This window comes from Corynebacterium sp. HMSC055D05, from assembly GCF_001810365.1.
Classification (GTDB): Bacteria; Actinomycetota; Actinomycetes; order Mycobacteriales; family Mycobacteriaceae; genus Corynebacterium; species Corynebacterium coyleae.
Map to the genome: position 1 here is coordinate 118,366 of NZ_KV801051.1, position 20,050 is coordinate 138,415.

A 20,050-nucleotide genomic window follows, 5' to 3' on the forward strand; every position below is an offset into this window, starting at 1 on the left:
TGCCGACCTTTTGCATAATAGCACAAAAGGGCAGGTGGATCCTGTCGGAGATAGCCCACACCTCCCGGCTCAAACCGCGACCATTCCAGTTTTGGAGTAAGCGTCCGACATTTTATCGCGCTCGATTAAGTATTCGGTCTGAGTGCAGTCTTGACCAACGTAGTGGAACTCGAGGGTGTGTGCCCCCAATGGCGTTCTATCTTTCGTCCGGAGTCTTGCCCTCGGCACTGGCCTCAAGGCCACTGTTGAGGTATAGAAACGCTGTGGAATGCCCCCGTGGAACGTTCGGCGACTTCCCAAACCCTTGAAGTAGATAACCTCCCAGGAGGGGGGAGACGTCTATTGTCGGCAGTTGGACAAACGCGTTGTTCTACTCGGAGCCCGACGTAAAAAGAATGGTGTCTTCCCTGCTAAAGAAGATGGACTGCAGCTCCAGGGTAGAGCTCATAGCGCTCTCATTCTGAACGGCCTATATAGTTGGCGGACCCACACCGCTTAGTGCTCGAGTGAGCCCACCAACCTTTTCATAGTGCGAGTGTTTTGCACCCGACCTTGATTCAATCCTGGCACTCGGTGCTAGGACCATCCCCGGGAAAAGTTATACACAATTCGACGGGCTGCCTGCCACCCGGATTTTGTCAGAGCTACACCTGCGATAAGCCCAGCGATGCTTCCAAAGAATACAGAAGGGAACCAAGGCATATCAGTGTAAAAACGAAATATGCCAAGTGTCACTAAAAATCCGCAAATCGTTACCAATGAGCGCATGTTTTACCACCCTATGTAGGTTGAAAAGACGCCACCTGCACTGGCAATGCAGCTGATCGCAAGTCCTGGTCCAATTTTCTTAGCGAGGAACTTTACCAAGTCCCAGTAGGAAACTCTCTTCTCTAGAATTTCAGAATTTCCGGAATGGTATTATAACCGATTACGCCACCAGCACAACCAGCAATGCTTGCGGCAGCTGCACTAAGAACTCCCTTATCGTCTTGGTTCTCTGCGATCCTAGTCTGGACGGGTGGTCAAGTCCCGTGCAGTGGTGTAGCCGCCTAGCTTTCGGCTCGGTATGAAGTTGGGGGTTTTGGTTAGGCGGTTAGCTGGTGTTTGTTAGCCGTAGCTCTGGTTCGACTCGGCAACCGCCTGCATGATCAACGGTTTGAACTGCTCACGACGCGTGGTGCGCTGAGCTACGACACACTGGTGCTTGCCCTTGTGGTGATAAAACGTGAAATCAACAATGCCAACTTGGCTGCAGGCTTTTTGGTGGACAAACCGTGGGCGTCCGTGATGGCGACTACGCCCGCGACCTTCGCCGCCGTAGTGAGCGCACTGTCGCGGACGATCTCTTTTCCCCGGATGTCACCGCCCATGAGCACTTCAATAGTTGCGTCTTTGACTACCTGCAGCCTCGCGAACGTCATCAGGAAATTTTGCGGGCATCGGAATACCTTCCAGCCCCCAACACTCCAACGAAATGTCCGCGGTCCCTTTTCGGCGATAAACGAGGTGCGACTAACGAGGTTTGCGCGACCTCGGCGGGCCCGGCCTCTACGCGGTGGCGCAGATGGTGCCTGAGCCGAGCACGATGTCGCCCTTACCGTCCGGGTCCGGCAGGTACAGCACCGCCGCCTGGCCGCGGGCCACGCCCTCGAGTGGTTGGTGGAGGGTAAGTGTCATCTGGTCGTCCTCGATACGCGCAGTGCACGGCACAACGCCACCGTGGGCGCGGATCTGCACGTTCGCTTCGAACTCGGCTGCTTCGGACATCGCAGGGTGCAGCACCTTCAGGCGGTCGGCGGTGATCTCCGAAACGCGCAGCGCGTCACGCGGACCGACGGTCACGGTGCCGGTGGCGGTGTCCACGTCGGTGACGTAGCGCGGCTTGCCGTCGGCGGCAGGCACGCGGAGGTTCAACCCCTTGCGCTGGCCGATCGTGTACTGGAAGGCACCGTCGTGCTCGGCAAGTTCGTTGCCGTCGGTGTCCCGAATCATGCCGGGACGCATGCCGATGGAGCGGCCCAGAAACGCCTGGGTGTTGCCGTCGGGGATAAAGCAGATGTCGTAAGAATCCGGCTTGGACGCGGTGGCAAACCCGTGACGGGCGGCCTCCTCACGAATCTGGGGCTTCTCCGTATCACCAACCGGGAAGATGCAGCGGTCCAACTCGTCGCGGGTCAGCACGCCGAGCACGTACGACTGGTCCTTCTTCGGGTCTTCTGCGCGGCGGAGGTTGCCGGCGTCGTCGATAATTGCGTAATGCCCAGTGGCAATCGCATCGAAGCCGAGCGTCACCGCGCGGTCCAACAGGGCTGCGAACTTGATCTTCTCGTTGCAGCGCAGGCACGGGTTCGGGGTCTCGCCGTTTTCGTACGACCAGACGAAGTTGTCGATGACCTCTTCTTTGAACCGGTCAGAGAAATCCCACACATAAAACGGGATGCCCAGTTTGTCGCACACGCGACGCGCGTCGGCGGAATCCTCGAGCGAACAACACCCGCGGGCGGATTCGCGCGTTTGCTGCGCGTCTTTGCTCAGCGCGAGGTGCACGCCGACGACATCGTGGCCGGCCTCCACCAGGCGCGCGGCGGCGACAGATGAATCGACTCCCCCGCTCATGGCCGCTAATACTCGCATGTCGCGGGAGTGTAGTCCCGCGAGCACGAAAGGCGAAACGTCCGGCTGCATGCATCGAGATAATCCCCTGGACATATACCCCCATGGGGTAATAACGTGGGAGACGGTCGCCACGCTAGCCCCCGGCGCGGCCGAACCGATCACAACAATGAACTGCAACGAAAGGACAGAACCATGAACGACAGGCACGCCCACTCCGGCACCAGACCCGGTGGGCACGCCAGCCATCATGAGCATGACGCTCACGAGGCCCATGCAGGACACGGTGGTCACGACCACGCGGGCCACGCAGGCCACGGCGATCACGTAGCCCAATTCCGCACGCTCTTCTGGATCATGCTGGTTCTCGCGATCCCGGTCGTCGGATTTAACGAAACCTTCGCCCATCTCATCGGCTACCAGCTGCCTGACGCGGAATGGGTCCGGTGGATCTCGCCGCTTTTGGGCACGGTCATTTATTTCTGGGGAGGTCGCCCGTTCTTGACGGGTGCTGTCTCCGAGATCCGCTCACGAAAACCCGGCATGATGCTGCTGATCGCGCTCGCGATCACGGTCGCCTTCGTCTCCTCTTGGGGTGCGAGCCTGAACTTGCTAGACCCCGGGCTGAATTTCTGGTGGGAACTGGCGCTGCTGGTGGTCATCATGCTGCTTGGGCACTGGATCGAGATGCGCTCCCTCGCCCAGACCACCTCGGCCCTGGATTCGCTCGCCGCACTTCTGCCCGACGAGGCCGAGAAGATCGACGGCGACGAAGTGGTGAAGGTCACCCCGGCGGATCTTGAGGTCGGCGATGTCGTGATCGTGCGGCCCGGCGCTTCCGTGCCTGCCGACGGCACAATTGTCGACGGCAGCGCCAGCATGGACGAGTCGATGGTCACCGGTGAATCGAAAACGGTGCGCCGCGGTGAAGGAGAGCAGGTGGTCGCTGGCACCATCGCGACAGACTCGGGCCTGCGCATCGAGGTCACGGCCACGGGTGGCGACACCGCGTTGGCCGGCATTCAAAAGCTCGTCACCGATGCGCAGGAATCGTCGTCACGCGCGCAACGTCTCGCGGACAAGGCTGCTGCCTGGTTGTTCTGGTTCACCCTCGGCGCCGCCATCTTGACCGCTGTGGTCTGGACCGTCGTCGGTGTGCCAAATGAAGCGGTAGTGCGCACTATCACGGTGCTCGTCATCGCCTGCCCCCACGCCCTAGGCCTTGCGATCCCGCTGGTCGTCTCAATCGCGACTGAGCGCGCGGCACGCGGCGGGGTCCTTATCAAGGATCGGCTCGCGCTCGAATCGATGCGCACCGTCGACGCAGTACTGTTCGACAAGACCGGCACCCTCACCAAAGGTGAGCCCACCGTCACCGCGATCGAACCCGCCGGCGGGCGTGATAAAGAAGACGTGCTTGCCCTGGCAGCGGCCGCCGAAGCAGACAGCGAACACCCGCTCGCCCGCGCCATCACCGGGGCTGCTCAGGCCCGTGGCGTAGCCGTCCCGCAGGCAATCGACTTTTCTTCGTCTCCAGCAGTGGGCGTGAAGGCAACTGTTGACGGTGAGGTAATCGAGGTCGGTGGCCCCTACCTGCTTGAAAAGCATTCCGCCGGGGAGCTCCCGGTCGCCGACGAGTGGCGAAAGGAGGGCGCGATCATTCTCCACGTCCTCGCCGACGGCGAAGTGATCGGAGCACTCCGGCTTGCCGACGAGATCCGCCTTGAGTCCCGCGACGCCGTCGACGCACTGCACTCTGCGGGCGCCCAAGTCGTCATGATCACCGGCGATGCGCAAGCCGTCGCCGACACCGTAGCCAAGGACCTGGGCATTGACCGGGTCTTCGCAGGCGTGCGTCCCGAGCACAAGGCCGCGAAAGTCAAGGAACTGCAAGCCGAGGGCCACAAGGTCGCCATGGTCGGCGACGGCGTCAACGACGCCCCCGCGCTGGCTCAGGCCGATGTCGGCATCGCGATCGGTGCCGGCACAGACGTGGCGATCGGCTCGGCGGGCGTCGTCCTGGCAAGCTCCGACCCGCGATCGGTGCTTTCGGTCATCGAGCTCTCCCGTGCGACCTACCGGAAGATGAAGCAGAACCTGTGGTGGGCGGCCGGCTACAACCTGCTGTCCGTTCCGCTGGCTGCCGGTATCCTCGCCCCAATCGGGTTCGTGATGCCGATGAGCGTCGGCGCAATTCTGATGTCGGCCTCGACTGTCGTCGTCGCCCTCAATGCGCAGCTGCTCCGCCGCCTCGACCTCACCCCGCAGAGCAGCACCGACCGGATGCTTGACCGGTCCAAGTGACTCGACACCGTCCACACTACTCAGGAGGCCCATGATGAACGACCACGGCTACATCAGCGATAAAGACCGCTACCTCGCCCGGCTCAAACGAATCGAGGGGCAAACCCGCGGTATCCACCGCATGATCGACGAAAACGCCTACTGCATCGACATCCTCACCCAGATCAGTGCGGTCAACGCGGCGCTGAAGGGCGTAGCACTGGGTTTGCTGGACGACCACTTGAAGCACTGTGTTGCCGATGCGATCAGCGACGGGCAGGAAGCCGACGCCAAGATCGAAGAGGCGTCCGCCGCAATCGCGCGAATGGTGAAGTCCTAAACGTCATACCGCAGTACGACGCGCGCATGCGGAGCGACAACTAGCCTTTGCGAGCATGCGCTTGTCGACGACACCCCTAACCACGATCCGCAACGCCTCGTTTGCAGCCTCGCTGGTGATGATGTGTGCACTTGGCGTCGTGTCGTCCCCGCAGGCATTGAGCTTTGCGTTGCTTGTCGGCGCGCTGGTGGTGCCGTTTACGCGGTGGCGCTGGCCGCTGGCAACTGTGGTCGGAATTGCTGCGGCCCTGGTAGTCGCGTCGTTTAGCGAGGTGCTGCCGATCGGTGTGATCGCGCTTGGCCCATTCGCTGCGTATGTGACGAGGCGCCATCTGCCTGTGCCGTTGCGTGACGTCGCAACCGCTGGCCTGCTCGTCGGCGATATCGTCGCTATCGGGTTCGTTGTGCCAGCTCTTCGGGAACTCGAGCCAACGGACCGAATCCCATACGTCGTTTGGAGCGTAACCCTGCTGACCGTGGCGTTACTCTTCGGCGAGCTGCGACGCCGAGCCGACGAAAGTGCGGAGCAGGAGCTGGCGCGCCAGCGTGCCGAGTTTGAACGCGCAGCCCAGGAGCAGCGCGCCCACTTGGCGCGAGAAATCCACGACATTGTCACCCACTCACTGACCGTCATTGTTGCGCAGGCCGACGGCGCGCGCTTCGCCGCTACCCCGGAGGCGAAGGACGAGGCGCTGCACACCATCGGCAACGTCGGCCGCGACTCGCTGCGCCAGATGCGCGGCGTGGTGGAGCTGCTGCGCGACCCTGAACAGCGCCCCCTTGAACCAACAACGCAACTGGACATCGACGGCTTGGTCGCCACCAGCCGCGCGGGCGGGCTTAACGTCGCATACACCGCCGAGGGCACCCCTCCCGAGCACCTGGCCCCGGCCACCGCGCTTACCGTCCAGCGCATCGTGCAGGAGTCCCTGACCAACGCCATGAAGCACGGCACCGGTCACGCCGAGCTCTCGGTGCGCTGGGGCGCAGATACCGTCGTGGTAGAAATGACGAACCCGGTCGCTCCCGGCGCGACTACTCGTCCGGGCCACGGAGTGGAGGGCATGCGGCAGCGCGCGGCGCTTTCCGGCGGCACGGTGACCGCATCCGCCACCCCCGCCGGCACCTGGACCACAACGGCAAGGATCCCGCTGAACTCATGATCACTCTCGGACTCGCAGACGACCAAGCGTTGTTTCTCCACGGCATCCGCAACGTCATCGACTCGCAGCCGGATTTGGAGGTGCGCTGGCTCGCCGCCAATGGTGCTGAAGCTATCGAGGCATCCGGCAATGCCACGGTGGACGTCGTGCTCATGGATGTGCAGATGCCGGTGCTGGACGGCATCGCCGCGACGAGGCAGGTCGTCGCAAAGCATCCGGCGACAAAGGTGATCATCCTGACCACGTTTGACGACGAAGCCTACGTCCTCGGCGGCCTTGGCGCCGGTGCCAGCGGTTTTCTGCTCAAGGATGCCGAGCCGGAGGCTTTGCTTGACGCTATCCGCACCGTGGCTCACGGCGATGCGGTGATTTCGCCACGGGCGACGAATAGGGTCGTCGCAAAGCTGCATGCGCCGGATGAGGAAACGGTCGCTCTGTCCCCCGCCGACCGGCTGGCGTTTCGCGAACTGACGGAACGCGAGCGCGAAGTGCTCGTGGCAATCGGCCGCGGGTGGTCCAACGGGGAGATTGCCCAGCGGATGTTCATCTCCATGCCCACGGTGAAAACCCACGTGGGCCGGGTGCTGGCGAAGACACAGTCGCGAGACCGCGTCCACGCAGCACTTTTCGCCTACCGCACCGGGCTAGTGTCGCGCACCGACCTGTTGGACTCCTGACGCGTCATACCCCGGTATCACCTTCAAAATCGTCCCTCGCGCCGACGCGAAACCCCCTTCCGTTGCGCGAGCCTTGGGGTCATGGAAACACCGATGATTCAGACCCACGGTCTGACCAAAACCTACGGACACACAGACGTCGTCCACAACCTCGACCTCAAGGTCGCTCCCGGCGTCGTACACGGCTTGCTCGGCCCGAACGGTTCCGGCAAATCCACCACGATGAAGATGCTGCTTGGCCTCGTCACCCCAACGCACGGCGACATCAGCGTGCTTGGCCAACCCATGACGCGAGCGAACCGCGCACAGGTGCTTTCGAGTGTCGGCTCGCTCATCGAAGCACCTGCGGCCTACCCGCACCTCACGGGTGGTGAAAACATGCGCATTGTCACGCGTCTGCTCGGCGCCGATCCCGAAGCGGTGCGCCGCGCGGTATCGCTAGTGCGCCTCGAGGGTCAGATGGACAAACTGGTGAAAAACTATTCGCTGGGCATGAAGCAGCGCCTCGGCATCGCGATGGCACTCGCACGCGACCCACAGTTGCTTATTCTCGACGAGCCCACCAACGGCCTCGACCCCGCCGGCATCGAGGAGATCCGCGAACTCATCATCAGCCTCGCCCGCGACCAGGGCCGCACCGTGCTGGTGTCGAGCCACCTGTTGTCAGAGATCGAGAAGATGGCGACCGACCTGACCATCATCAACCACGGCAAGCTCGTGTTCCAGGGCTCCCAAGACGAGCTGTACAGCGCGCAACTGCCGGATGTGTTCATCCAGACGCCGGATGCTGCAACTGCGGTCTCGGTCCTTCGCGCACTGCAACCGAAACGGGTCGAGGGTGGCGTGGAGCTTTCCGGGCTTGACGACGACCACCTCGCCCACACCATCGCCCTCCTGGTTACACACGGCGTACCGCTACACCAGGTCCTGCGCAAGCGCCGCAGCCTCGAGGACATCTTCATCGGCTTGACCAACGACGAGGTGGCAAGCGCATGATGGTGGAATTTGCCAAACTCAAACGCACCAAAATCGTGTGGCTTAGCCTGCTCATGACGGTGGGGATCGTCCTCTTCGCCAACATGAGTCTCTTCGCAGGCGACAATGCCGCCGCATTCCAGGCCAACCCAGATACCGCATGGGCGGGACATCTCATCGGAATCGCCATGGCGCTGGCGTTTCTGACCCCGTTGCAGTTAGCACTGGTGGCTAGCCGCATCGTGGATACGGAGCACATCAGTGGCGGGTGGCGGCTCAACGCCATCGCAGGTACTCGCCCCGGGGCGCTGCTTCTTCGAAAGTTTGGTGTTGCGACGGTGGTAGTTGTCGTCGCAAAGTGTATTGAGTTCGCTGGGGCCATAGCGCTGCCTGTCGCGATGGGCGCGCCTGCACCGCGCGGAGCGATGCTGGAGACATGGCTGCGCTTCGGTCTCGGTGTCGCGGGCACCACACTTGCGCTCCTCGCTGTGATGCTGCTGCTCGCCGCGCTTGTCGAGTCGCAACTTGTCGTGCTCGCCGTCGGGGTCGTCGGCGGGTTCTTTGGCATCGCATCACTGCTGTCCCCACCGTGGCTGGCTGCAGTCAATCCCTTCGGATACGTCGCTGTGATCCTCCCGTTCGGCTTCACTGAAGCAGGGGTCACCCCGTCGCAGCCCGGCTGGTTGCTGTGGAGCGGCTACCTCGTCCTCGCCGTAGCGGTCTTGGTCGCCGGTACCAAAGCCCTGGATCGAAAGGAGATCTAGACCATGGACCTAATCCTTAACGACCTGCTCAAGTTTCGACGCTCCCACGTCTGGGCGGTCGCGTTCCTCGTCCCCGTAGTTGCCGTCGCGATCGGCGCCGGCAACTACGCCGCGAACACCGGCACCCTGACCGCCGGTTGGGGCAGCTACTTCTCGCAAGTCATGCTGTTTTATGGGTTGCTGTTCTGCACTGCTGGCATCGCGATCCTCGCCGCAGCCGCCTGGCGGGTCGAGCACCGCGGACACAACTGGCTCACCATGCTCACTTCGACGCGTTCGGTGGGCAACCTGGTGGCGTCGAAAATCGCCGCGATCGCGGTTACTGTCGCAGCGATGCACGCTGTTCTCATCGGCCTCACGTTGTTCGTCGGTTGGGCGTTGGGGATTCCCGGTGCAGTGCCAGGCGAGCTCCTCGTCGCAGCGTTATTGGCCCTGGCACCAGCCGTTGCGGTGGCGTCATGGCAGTCACTGCTGTCTATGGTCATCCGTAGTTTTGCAGCACCCATCGGCATTGCGGTGGTGGTAAGTCTCGTATCGTTTGGCGCACTCGCGGCTGGGGTGCCTGGCGTGCGGTTCATCGTGGCGCCTGCGTTGTTGTCGCACACGCTGTGGCTGGGCAGTTCCGCCGTCGCCACCGCTGGAGCGCTCGATACTGGCACCGTTACAGGCGTTCTCGCCGCCTCCGCAGCGTTGACCGTGGCTGGCTGGGCGGTTGCTGTGGCCTACCTACGGGGCACCGACGCGCGCCTCTAGGCGCCAGGTACCCTCACCAGCCATGGTCGCCAAAAGTGAGTTTTATGAAATCGACACCGGTGTCGCGGAAGTGCTCCACGAGCCGGACGGGTCGATGGTGTTGCTGGTCAACGGGGTGCCCAGTTCCCATATCGTGCCGGGTGATCCGCAGCGCCTCGACTTTGAGTACATGCGCTGGATGGCGGACTTTTTGGATACCCACTACCCCGACGAGGCGAAGCCGAAGTCGCGGCTGACGCACCTGGGCGGCGGCGCGTGCACGTTGGCGCGCTACTTTGCCAGCGCGTGGAAGGGCTCGCGCAACACGGTGGTGGAGATCGATTCCGAGTTGGCGGTGCTCGCCCGCGAGCTTTTCGACATCCCGCGCGCCCCAGCCGTGAAGATTCGTGTCGACGACGCCCGCGACGTCACCAACACCTTCAAACCCGCCACCCGCGACGTGATCATCCGAGACGTGTTCTCGTCGGCCACCACACCGCGGAATCTGACGACGGTGGAGTTCTATGCGGCGGTGCGGTCGTCGATAAGCGATCGTGGCTTCTACCTCGCCAACTGCGGCTCCCAAGCCGACTTGAAGGAGGCGAAAGAGGAACTCGCCGGCATGCTGGAGGTGTTTCCCCACGTTGCGGCGATCGCCGACCCGCCGATGTTCAAGGGGCGCCGCTACGGCAACATCGTGCTCATCGGCGCGAACCACCCCATCGAAGCCGGCGACGTACTCACCCGCGAACTGCTCAAAGGCGCAGTGCCAGCGCAGTTCAAGGGGCTTGCGTGGGCGCGCCGCTTTGCGACGACCCCACGCCACGACTAGTGCTTCAGCGCGTTATCCAACAAAATCAGCAGATCACCGATTTGGTAGTTGCCGACCATCATGTTGCGTAGGTCGTCGATAGGCAGCTCGCCTTGGCCCGCGAGCTGCTGGACCAAGCGCGCGATGTTGTTCGCATCCGTCAGATCAAAGCCTGCGACACGTGCGGCGTCGATGAACTGCTGCACACCAAGACCACCCGCGGCCAGTGCAAGGACTGCGACAACCAACTTCGTGCTGTCCTGCTCAAGCACCTTTAACTCGCCGGAATCAGGCGCCTGGAAACGCTCCAACACGCCACCAGCAGCGTTCAAGTTGCCCGCGGCGAACTGGTTCAACTGGCCCGACGTGCCGTTGAACAGGTTCATGTCCACCGGGGTGTTGATGCCGACGACGCGACCGGAGTCGCTGCGCTGCCAAAACGACAGTTTGTCCCAACCACCAACCGGCGCCGGGGGTTGATTCTGGTACGCGGCAAGCCACAGTGGGTAGGACGTGAACGCAGAGGTGTCGTTCATGTGCTCGTACCAGAAGTAGCGGTACGTGTAGATCATCGGCTTCTTGCCCGTCTGCGCCTGCACCTCAGACAAAAAGCGCTGCGTCCACGCCGCAAGCTGGACCGGGCCGAGGCCCTCGGCGACCTCCAGGTCGAGCACCGGCGGCAACTGCGTTGCCGGGCCCTCGTTGATCACGGAGGCGAAGTAGCGCGCCTGGGTGACCGGATCCTCGGCGGGGCGTGCGTAGTGGTAGGCGCCGACCTTCAGGCCGGCTTCAGCAGCGGCTTTGGCGTCCTCGTCGTAAAACTCGTTCTTCCAGCCCTCGCCCTCAGAGGCCTTGACAAAAGCGAAGTCCTGGCCGCCGATCGTGCCCACCGAGCGCCAGTCGATGGCCGCACCGCCCGGACGCTGGTGCCCTGCAACATCAACGCCGGAGACCAACCCAGGGATCGACTGGGCGTCGGCCTGGCCAAGCGGCGTGACGGTTGTGGCAAACAGCAGGGCGGCGACAGCGGCTGCTGCGGTACGGATTCGGCGAGACATCTGCATGCGGGCAACACTAGTGCACCCAAATCACACACATCACATGCGACACGCGCGTTGCGGGTTAGAGCGCGCCGGCCTCCCGCGCCTTAGCCACCACATCCGGAATCGCGTTGAGGAACGCTTCCACGTCCTGCGCTGTGTTCGTACGCCCGACCGTCACACGCAGCGCCCCCATCGCCTCACGCTCGCTGTAGCCCATCGCCTCAAGCACGTGACTCATGCGCAGCACGCCACTGGCGCACGCCGAGCCTGCCGACACCGATATACCCTGCACGTCCAGCAACATGATCAGCGCGTCCGCGTTCGCGCCGGGGAACATGAAGTGCGCGTGCCCCGGCAGCGCGGGCTCTTGCGTTGCGACGACCACCCCATCCACACGTTGCCTCACCCCCTCAATGAGCGCATCCCGCAGGCGCTCAATCTCGGTATGTTCTGCGATCGCCTCCTCGAGCGCCACCGCCGTGGCGGCGGCCGATGCGACGTCGACGGTGCCGGAGCGGATCCCGCGCTCCTGCCCCCCGCCCAGAATCACCGGCTTCGGCGCGGGCGAACGCTTCGCCAGCAGAATGCCGGTGCCGCGCGGGCCGCCAAACTTGTGAGCGCTGGCCGCAAGCGTGGTCGCGCCTAGCGCGTGGAAGTCCACCGGCACGTGACCTACGGCCTGCACGGCGTCGACATGCACCGGCGTGCCGGCGGCGGTGGCGCGCTCAATCGCCTCACCCACCGGTTGAATCGCGCCAGTTTCGTTGTTCGCCCACATCATCGTCGCAACCGCCGCCGGCGTATCCAGCGCACTCAAGTCCGTAACGTGCCCGTCGCGACCCACCGGCAGCCACTCCACATCCGCCCCAGTCTGGCCCAGAGACTTGACTACCTCGAGCACGGCGGGGTGCTCGATCGGCGTGGCAACCACCCGATCCAGCTCGGATGCATCAAACAGCCCACGCACCCCAATGTTGTTGGCCTCTGTGCCCGAGCCGGTAAACACCACCTCGACGGGGTCAGCGCCGAGGGCGCCCGCGATGCGCTCGCGGGCGTCGGCAAGCACAGCGTTCGCCTTGCGCCCCGCGGCGTGTTGGCTTCCCGCGTTGAGGGCGCCTGCGTGTTCCACCCACGCGTCGATCGCACTTTGGCGCATCGGAGTTGTAGCAGCGTGATCGAAATAGACCATGCGCCCAAGGTTAGGCGTGCACGCGCGGCTCGCACACATGCGCCACCGCCTGATCCCCAATCCGCGCGATCACCACCGCCATCTGTGCCTTGCCGCGCAGCTTCAATTTCTTGCGCAACTGGTCCGGGTCCACATCCACGCCACGTACGAGGATCTCCACGCTTCCCGCACCGTGGGAGGCAAGCGCCTTCTTCAGGCTGCGCAGCGGCACGGCTTCCAGGAAGGGAAAGCCACTGTAGCCTGCTGGGATCTGCTCGCCGGTCAGATACGCAATGTGCTCGTCGAGCATGCTCAGCCTGTGGCGCGCCGCCCACCCGCGCACCAGTCCCGCGCGCACCACTGCCCCGTCCGGGTCGATGATGTAGCGCTGTGGGGCGGTGACGTCGACGGTGTCGTCGTCAAGATCGGTGACGCGCTCCTCGCCATCTCGCAGGACCACCGCTTCTCGACGAACCCCTCCCGCCAACCCCGGCGTATACAAACACGCCTCCTTGACACCGCCGTCGACGGACACCACGCTGACCAGACCGTCCCACTCCGAATAGTCGATGCCCGGCGCGCACTTCACTGCCATCTCGCGGCCGGCGTGCGCATCGAGCAAATCCGGCAGCGGTGGAAGCAACTGGGCTGGGTCGGTGATTCGGCGGCCCCCGGCGCGACGCGCTGGATCAGCAACCACCACCCCGTCAGACGTCACCGGCTTGAGCGCATCCGCCTGCGCCAGCCACGCCTCTTGCCCCAAGTTGTGCCGCGCCATGATCAAACGAGGCATGTCTAAGTCGCTGCCCATCCACGCAATGCCGCGCTGACGAAACGCCGGCGCCTCCGAGCCGACAGAACACGTCACGTCGTGCACCATCTGCGCTCCCGCCTCGGCAATGCGCGCGGCACGTACCCCCGCTACGCGTGCTGGGGTGGCCTGCTGCGCGGCGTCGGCATCGGTAAGCCAAAGGGCAGGAAACTTGCCGGCTGCGGCGCGCCGGGCGGCGATAAGCGCGCTGACGGCTCGGGCGTAGTCGCCAAAGTGTTGGTCCAACACCGCACGGTCGGCGAACACGCTCTTTTTGGTCAGGGCGATCTCGGGCTCGACTGCGGAGATCGCGTCAGCGTTCGCTGCGAGGAACCGTGCCTCTGCGACGCTAAATGTCATAGCGTTTTCCAATCCGGTCTACTGGTCGGAACGTGAAGAACTCTTCGTATCGCGCATCGTCGACCGGGTCACCGATCACGGGAGCGAGGCTTGCTCCTTCCGCGGCGTGCAGGACGTCGTCGACAGTTTCAAAGCGTCGCAGCTCGCTTAACTGCGCCCACGTGGAGGGGGCGAGGCGAACGAGGCCGTGGCGCCAGCCGTCGAGAAGCAATTGCGGCGGGAACCAGTTCGCATCATCTGCCTCGTCCGTATTCGAGTCAGGCTCTTGGCCCTCCGGGTTGGCAGCAACAAACGTAAACGTGTCAAACCAGTTGCCACTTTCAGACACCCCGACCCAGCGCGCCACCGGCTTGAGCAGGTCCGCGCACACGTTGAGGTTGCTCTCCTGCAACACGTCAGTCAGGGAAAGCTCGTGAGATTCGAGCCGGAGGCGGTGGTTGTGGAAGGGGCGGGCGTCGTCGAGAAGCGTGCCGTCATCGTCAACCGCAAGCAGCGTGCCAGTCTCCTCGAACAGCTCGCGCACCGCCGCGAACAACACCGCGTGAGCCTTGTATTTGGTCACCCCGAGCTGGCGAGCAAGCGAAATCGCGGAACGCCCAAGCCACAACTCGCCATCGTCCCAGGCACGCGGCGGGAAATCACGCGAATCCACCCCGCCGCCCGGAAACACCGTCAACCCCGGGTAATTCGGCATGGACAGGACACGCTCCTGCACCCACACCTCAATGCCATCGGCGCTGTTGCGCAGCAGAATCACCGTCGCAGATAAACGCGCACCGAAAAACCCGCTCTTCTCGCTCGGGTCAATCGAATCGGCCTCGTCGTGCGACAACACGGCCTCGTTGCGCTTCTTCTCCGTCGGCATTGCTCCCACCCCGGCGGTCTACGCCCGGTGTGCACCCCTACGGGCTGAACGGGCGCGGCGTGCGAAGAAACGCCCGTCAGCGCGCGTCACTTCGATCGGCTGGTGGTAGGCGCGCGAGACGTTCTCGGACGTCAGCACGTCATCGATGAGCCCTTGGGCGACGATCTCGCCTTCGTCCAGCAGCATCGCGTGGGTAAACCCGTCCGGGATCTCCTCCAGGTGGTGGGTGATCATGACGATCGCCGGCGCATCGGGGTCCATTGCCAGATCCCCCAGGTAGGCCAGGAGGTCCTCACGGCCGCCGAGGTCCATGCCGGCGGCGGGCTCGTCGAGAATGAGCAGCTCCGGGTTGGTCATCACGGCACGCGCAACGAGCACGCGCTTCTTCTCGCCGTCAGACAGGGTGCCCCAGCGACGGTCGATCAGGTGCATCGCGCCGACTTGCTCAAGTACTTCGAGGGCTTGGTCGTAATCCATCTCGTCGTAGTCCTCGCGCCAACGCCCCAAAATGGCGTAACCAGCGGAGACCACGAGGTCGCCGACCTTCTCGTCCTCCGGCACACGGTTCGCCACCGCGGAGGACGTCACGCCGATCGCGGCACGCAGGTCGCGCATATCGGTCGCGCCGACGCGCTCGCCGAGAATGAACACGTGGCCTGCCGATGGGAATTCCTGCGCCGACGCCATCCGGATCAAGGTGGTCTTACCGGCGCCGTTCGGCCCGATGACCACCCACCTCTCGTCGAGCTCGACCTGCCAATCGACAGGGCCGACGAGCGTGTGTCCGCCGCGAATGAAGGACACGTCGCGCATGTCGATGAGCAGGTCCGGATCTGTCACCAATTCCTCTGTCTGATTCACGTCCCCCATCTTGGCCTATTTCGGCCCGCGTGTGTGGTTGCCCCGCGCTACCCTGGCGGGTGAATCAATGGTCGCTCGGAAGGTTTTGATGATGGTTGCTCGCTTCGGCATCGACGACGTCCGCCCCCAGGTCTCTGGGCGCACGTTGCCGTCGAAGGCGGTTGTTGGTGAGGTCGTGCCGGTTTCCGCGTTGGTGTGGCGCGAGGGCCACGATGCGATTGCTGCGACGCTGGTACTTGTCGCGCCGTCGGGTGCGCAGTACGAGGTGCCGATGCACGCCGAGTTTTATCGGCCGGATTATTGCCATGCGGTGTTTGTGCCGGACGAGCAAGGTCTGTGGCGCTATCGGGTGGATGCGTGGAGCGACGTCATGGCCACGTGGCGCAACGCGGTGGAAAAGAAGCTCGCCGCCGGCCAGTCGTTAGCGGAGTTGTCCAACGATATTGCGCATGGCGTGGAATTGTTCGACGCCGCGATTGCTCAGCATGCTTCCCCGGTGCTTGCCTCCGCGCGCGCATCGCTTATCGACGACACCCTGCCCCTTTCCCAACGCATCACCCCCGGGTGTTCCCAGGAGGTGCAAGACGTGCTCGCCGAACACCCCCTGCGTGAATTGGTCACCCGCGGGCCCGTCGCCGATATCCTTGTGGAGCGTCGCGAGGCACTCGTGAACTCCTGGTACGAACTGTTTCCGCGCTCCACCGGCGGTGTGGATAAAAAGGGCAACCCGATCCACGGCACCTGGGCCACCACCGCGGCGCAATTGGACCGAGTGGCGGCGATGGGGTTCGACACCGTCTATTTCCCGCCCATCCACCCGATTGGCGAGGTCAACCGCAAAGGCCGCAACAACACCCTCACCCCCGAAGACGGCGACGTCGGCTCCCCGTGGGCCATCGGGTCTAAATACGGCGGCCACGACGCCTTCGACCCAAACCTGGGCGGCGAGGACGAATTTTTGGACATGATGGACCAAGCCAACGAGTTGGGTCTGGAGATCGCCCTCGACTTCGCCCTGCAGGCTGCGCCCGATCACCCGTGGGCGAAAGAGCACCCGGAGTTTTTCACCGTGCTCGCCGACGGCACCATCGCGTACGCCGAAAACCCGCCAAAGAAATACCAGGACATCTACCCGCTGAACTTCGACAACGCGCCCGAGGCGCTCTACGCCGAGATCTACCGGGTGCTCATGTACTGGGTCAACCTCGGCGTGACCACCTTCCGTGTAGACAATCCCCACACGAAGCCGGTGAACTTCTGGCACTGGCTCATTTCCAAGGTCCACGAAACCGACCCGGACGTCATCTTCCTCGCCGAGGCGTTTACCCGCCCGCCGCGCATGTACGGGCTGTCCAAGGCTGGGTTTAGCCAGTCGTACACCCACTTCACCTGGAAGGTGACCAAGGCGGAGTTGACCGACTTTGCCCAACTGCTTGTCGACGTCGCCGACGTCTCCCGCCCCAACCTCTTCGTCAACACCCCCGACATCCTGCACGCCACCCTGCAGACCGGTGGCCCGGCAGCCTTTGCCCTGCGCGCCACACTCGCCGCCACCATGAGCCCATTGTGGGGCGTGTACTCCGGCTACGAACTCTACGAAAACCGCCCCGTCGCCGCCGGCAGCGAGGAATACCACGACAGCGAGAAATACCAACTGCGCCACCGCGACTTCGACGCTGCTCTCAAGCAAGGCAAATCCCTCGAGCCGTACCTGACGCTGCTCAACCAGATCCGTCGCGACAACCCCGCCCTGCAGCAACTGCGCCAAATCCGCTTCCACCGGATCGACAACGACAACCTCATCGCCTACTCCAAGGTCGATGCGATTTCCGGCAACGCGGTGTTGGTCGTCGTCAATCTGGACCCCACCGGCACCCAAGAAGGCATGCTGCACATCGACGCCGACGCCATCGGCATAGCCCCTGGCACCTTTGACGTTCACGACCAGATCACCAACGAGCGATACACCTGGACAACCGCCGAAACCGGCAACTACATCAAACTCACACCCGAGAAAAACGTCGCGCACATTCTGCGTTTGCCGGAGGTTGCGCCGGATCGTCGAGAAGCACTCGCGTACCGTCAGATCTCAGACCACGACTACCGCCCCTAAGGACCACCATGAACACCAACCTGCTCATCCCGGACGGGGACCGCCAACGCCTCCTCGCCTGCACCCACAACGCACCCCACGACATCTACGGCTGGCACCCCCACGGCGACGGCTCGATCATCCGCGCCCGCTTCATCGGCGCCGAACGCGTCGAACTACTCATCCACAACGCGTCCCAACCCATGCAGCCGCTTGGCGACGACATCTGGGCCACCACCCTCGACGACACCCACACCCCCGACTACCGCTACCGCATCACCTACCCCGGTGCAGCCCCCATCATCGTCGCCGATGCCTACAACTTCCTGCCCACCCTCGGCTCCCTTGACATCCACCTCATCAACGAAGGCCGCCACGAACGTCTCTGGGACGTCCTCGGCGCGAACGTCCGCACCTACGAAACCACCCTCGGCGTCGTCACCGGCACCTCATTTGCCGTCTGGGCGCCAAACGCCACCGGCGTAGCCGTCATCGGCGACTTCTGCTCCTGGAACCCCAGCCAATACCCCATGCGCAGCCTCGGTGTCTCCGGTGTGTGGGAAATCTTCATCCCAGGCATCGGCGACGGCGACGCTTACAAATTCGCCATCCACACCGCAGACGGCACACGCATCGACAAAGCCGACCCGCTGGCTAAACGCACGTTGACTCCGCCGGAGACGGTCTCGGTCGTCGCAAAGCCAAGCGAATTCGAATGGAGCGACCACGACTGGATCACCGCCCGTGCCGGACGCGATGCCACCAACTCCGCCATGAGCATCTACGAATGCCACATCGGCTCCTGGAAACAAGGCTCCACCTACGCCACGCTTACCGACGAACTCGTGCCCTACCTCGTCGACAACGGCTACACCCACGTCGAATTCCTCCCCGTCGCCGAACACCCCTTCGGCGGCTCCTGGGGATACCAAGTCACCGGCTACTACGCCCCCACCGCACGCTGGGGAAGCCCCGACGACTTCCGCCGCCTCGTCGACACACTGCACGCCAACGGCATCGGCGTCATCGTCGACTGGGTGCCCGCCCACTTCCCCAAAGACGACTTCGCCCTCGCACGCTTCGACGGCACACCCCTCTACGAACACCCCGACTGGCGACGCGGCGAACAACGCGACTGGGGCACCTACGTGTTCAACTTCGGCCGCCGCGAAGTCCGCAACTTCCTCGTCGCCAACGCCCTGTACTGGTTCGAAGAATTCCACCTCGACGGCATCCGCGTCGACGCCGTCGCCTCCATGCTCTACCTCGACTACTCCCGCGAACCCGGCGAATGGCTCCCCAACCAACACGGCGGCCGCGAACACTGGGAAGCCGTCCAATTCCTCCAAGAAATGAACGCCACCGTCCACCGCGAACACCCCGGCGTGCTCACCATCGCCGAAGAATCCACCGCATGGCCAGGCGTGACCGCCCAAACCGACGCCGACGGCCTCGGATTCTCCATGAAGTGGAACATGGGTTGGATGAACGACACCCTCGAATACTTCTCACTCGACCCCGTCCACCGCTCCCACCACCACAACGAAATCACCTTCTCGCTCGTCTACGCCTTCTCCGAACGCTACGTCCTACCGTTCAGCCACGACGAAGTCGTCCACGGCAAAGGCTCCCTGTGGCAGCGCATGCCTGGCGACGACTGGAACAAAGCCGCAGGCTTACGCGCCCTTTACGGCTACATGTACTCCCACCCCGGCAAACCGCTCATGTTCATGGGCTGCGAATGGGGCCAAACCACCGAATGGGACGAAGCCCACTCCATCAACTGGGACGACCTGCACCGCGACTACCACGCCGGCATCAAACGCCTCGTACGCGACCTCAACCTGGTCTACCGCGACACCCCCGCCCTGTACTCCCAAGACAACACCCCCATGGGCTTCCAGTGGATCAAGGGCGACGACGCCTCAAACAACGTCCTCGCCTACATCCGCTGGGGCGTCGACGCCACCCCAGTCCTCGCCGTGATCAACCTCTCGGGAGTCTCCCTGCCCAACTACCGCCTCGGCCTGCCCGAAGCAGGCGCATGGGACATGCTGATCAACACCGACGAATCAGTCTACGGTGGCGCGGGCAACGAACTGCCGCGCACCGTGCACACCGAACCCACCGAGTGGGACCGGTTCGACCAGTCCATTGAGCTGCACATCCCAGCCATGAGCGTGCAGTACTACGTCCTCCGGCGCTAAAAGCCGAAGAGTTGGTCCATTGCCCCGCGGTTGGTGTTTTTCACCGGGTAGCCGCGGGGTGAGATCCATACTGGCGCACCCCGCACCATGACGATCCGGCCCCGTTTCTTACGCCACGGGTCATCATCATTGACCCGGTTGTGATACCTGCATAGCGGCGCAAGGTTGCCAATATTGGTCTCCCCGCCATGCCGCCACGCCTCCACGTGGTGTAACTCGCAGTTGTCAGCCCCGTGACGACACCCAGGGAATGCACACACCGGCGAGACCAACTTGGCCAAATCAC

Annotated in this window: 18 protein-coding genes; 10 read left to right on the forward strand and 8 right to left on the reverse strand. The window is 63.4% G+C overall.

The features are described 5' to 3' along the window. Positions 1-1,187 precede the first annotated feature (1,187 nt). Together HMPREF2734_RS03910 and mnmA are read right to left on the reverse strand one after the other, a co-directional pair. Positions 1,188-1,421 (reverse strand): hypothetical protein, encoded by a 234-nt coding sequence (locus HMPREF2734_RS03910; protein ID WP_070569362.1) that lies wholly within the window; start codon positions 1,419-1,421, stop codon positions 1,188-1,190. A gap of 127 nt (positions 1,422-1,548) precedes the next feature. Then, positions 1,549-2,634, reverse strand: a complete 1,086-nt coding sequence (mnmA, locus tag HMPREF2734_RS03915; RefSeq protein ID WP_070569423.1) for a tRNA 2-thiouridine(34) synthase MnmA — start codon at positions 2,632-2,634, stop codon at positions 1,549-1,551. A gap of 174 nt (positions 2,635-2,808) precedes the next feature. Here mnmA and HMPREF2734_RS03920 point away from each other — a divergent pair, with 174 nt between their 5' ends. From HMPREF2734_RS03920 to HMPREF2734_RS03955, 8 genes are all read left to right on the forward strand, one after another. Then, entirely contained in the window at positions 2,809-4,917 is a 2,109-nt protein-coding gene (locus tag HMPREF2734_RS03920; protein ID WP_083308072.1) for a heavy metal translocating P-type ATPase, read from the forward strand. Between the two features lie 31 nt (positions 4,918-4,948). After that, positions 4,949-5,236 carry a metal-sensitive transcriptional regulator gene (locus tag HMPREF2734_RS03925; protein ID WP_070569367.1) on the forward strand — a complete coding sequence of 96 codons (288 nt, stop codon included), beginning with the start codon at positions 4,949-4,951 and terminating at the stop codon, positions 5,234-5,236. A 55-nt stretch (positions 5,237-5,291) separates the two neighbouring features. Then, positions 5,292-6,398, forward strand: a complete 1,107-nt coding sequence (locus tag HMPREF2734_RS03930; protein WP_083308073.1) for a sensor histidine kinase — start codon at positions 5,292-5,294, stop codon at positions 6,396-6,398. After that, positions 6,395-7,075: a response regulator gene (locus tag HMPREF2734_RS03935; RefSeq protein ID WP_070569369.1), complete on the forward strand. Its 681-nt coding sequence runs from the start codon at positions 6,395-6,397 to the stop codon at positions 7,073-7,075. The genes HMPREF2734_RS03930 and HMPREF2734_RS03935 overlap by 4 nt, the downstream gene beginning before the upstream one ends. Before the next feature lie 81 nt (positions 7,076-7,156). Continuing rightward, a complete protein-coding gene (locus tag HMPREF2734_RS03940; protein WP_070569373.1) occupies positions 7,157-8,071 on the forward strand; it encodes an ABC transporter ATP-binding protein in 915 nt (304 codons plus the stop codon). After that, positions 8,068-8,814 (forward strand): ABC transporter permease, encoded by a 747-nt coding sequence (locus HMPREF2734_RS03945; protein ID WP_070569375.1) that lies wholly within the window; start codon positions 8,068-8,070, stop codon positions 8,812-8,814. Before HMPREF2734_RS03940 ends, HMPREF2734_RS03945 begins: the two co-directional genes overlap by 4 nt. 3 nt (positions 8,815-8,817) lie before the next feature. Further along, positions 8,818-9,567: an ABC transporter permease gene (locus HMPREF2734_RS03950; protein WP_070569378.1), complete on the forward strand. Its 750-nt coding sequence runs from the start codon at positions 8,818-8,820 to the stop codon at positions 9,565-9,567. Positions 9,568-9,589: 22 nt separating this feature from the next. Further along, positions 9,590-10,378, forward strand: coding sequence for a spermidine synthase (locus tag HMPREF2734_RS03955; protein ID WP_070569381.1), 789 nt, complete (start codon positions 9,590-9,592; stop codon positions 10,376-10,378). Here the strand turns inward: HMPREF2734_RS03955 and HMPREF2734_RS03960 are convergent. Genes HMPREF2734_RS03960 through HMPREF2734_RS03980 form a run of 5 tightly spaced genes read right to left on the reverse strand, consistent with a single transcriptional unit; the run spans position 10,375 to position 15,417 of the window. After that, positions 10,375-11,421 (reverse strand): glycoside hydrolase family 25 protein, encoded by a 1,047-nt coding sequence (locus HMPREF2734_RS03960; protein ID WP_070569384.1) that lies wholly within the window; start codon positions 11,419-11,421, stop codon positions 10,375-10,377. The genes HMPREF2734_RS03955 and HMPREF2734_RS03960 overlap by 4 nt on opposite strands. 58 nt (positions 11,422-11,479) lie before the next feature. Beyond that, entirely contained in the window at positions 11,480-12,589 is a 1,110-nt protein-coding gene (locus HMPREF2734_RS03965) for a cysteine desulfurase family protein (RefSeq protein ID WP_070569387.1), read from the reverse strand. 10 nt (positions 12,590-12,599) lie between these two features. Further along, the gene (locus tag HMPREF2734_RS03970; protein ID WP_070569391.1) at positions 12,600-13,739 is read right to left on the reverse strand and encodes a THUMP-like domain-containing protein; all 1,140 of its coding nucleotides are present in this window, start codon (positions 13,737-13,739) and stop codon (positions 12,600-12,602) included. Next, positions 13,729-14,604 carry an NUDIX hydrolase gene (locus HMPREF2734_RS03975; RefSeq protein ID WP_070569394.1) on the reverse strand — a complete coding sequence of 292 codons (876 nt, stop codon included), beginning with the start codon at positions 14,602-14,604 and terminating at the stop codon, positions 13,729-13,731. The genes HMPREF2734_RS03970 and HMPREF2734_RS03975 overlap by 11 nt, the downstream gene beginning before the upstream one ends. Positions 14,605-14,622: 18 nt before the next feature. Then, the gene (locus HMPREF2734_RS03980) at positions 14,623-15,417 is read right to left on the reverse strand and encodes an ABC transporter ATP-binding protein (protein WP_371440414.1); all 795 of its coding nucleotides are present in this window, start codon (positions 15,415-15,417) and stop codon (positions 14,623-14,625) included. Positions 15,418-15,556: 139 nt separating this feature from the next. Between HMPREF2734_RS03980 and HMPREF2734_RS03985 the strand changes: the two genes are divergently transcribed. Together HMPREF2734_RS03985 and glgB are read left to right on the forward strand one after the other, a co-directional pair. Further along, complete coding sequence (locus HMPREF2734_RS03985; RefSeq protein ID WP_070569400.1) at positions 15,557-17,578, forward strand: maltotransferase domain-containing protein; 2,022 nt, start codon at positions 15,557-15,559, stop codon at positions 17,576-17,578. Between the two features lie 8 nt (positions 17,579-17,586). After that, the gene (gene glgB, locus HMPREF2734_RS03990) at positions 17,587-19,764 is read left to right on the forward strand and encodes a 1,4-alpha-glucan branching protein GlgB (RefSeq protein WP_210384728.1); all 2,178 of its coding nucleotides are present in this window, start codon (positions 17,587-17,589) and stop codon (positions 19,762-19,764) included. Here the strand turns inward: glgB and HMPREF2734_RS11525 are convergent. After that, a partial coding sequence (locus HMPREF2734_RS11525; RefSeq protein WP_141750418.1) for an HNH endonuclease signature motif containing protein occupies positions 19,761-20,050 on the reverse strand: 290 nt, incomplete at its 5' end. The two genes, glgB and HMPREF2734_RS11525, sit on opposite strands and share 4 nt — an antisense overlap.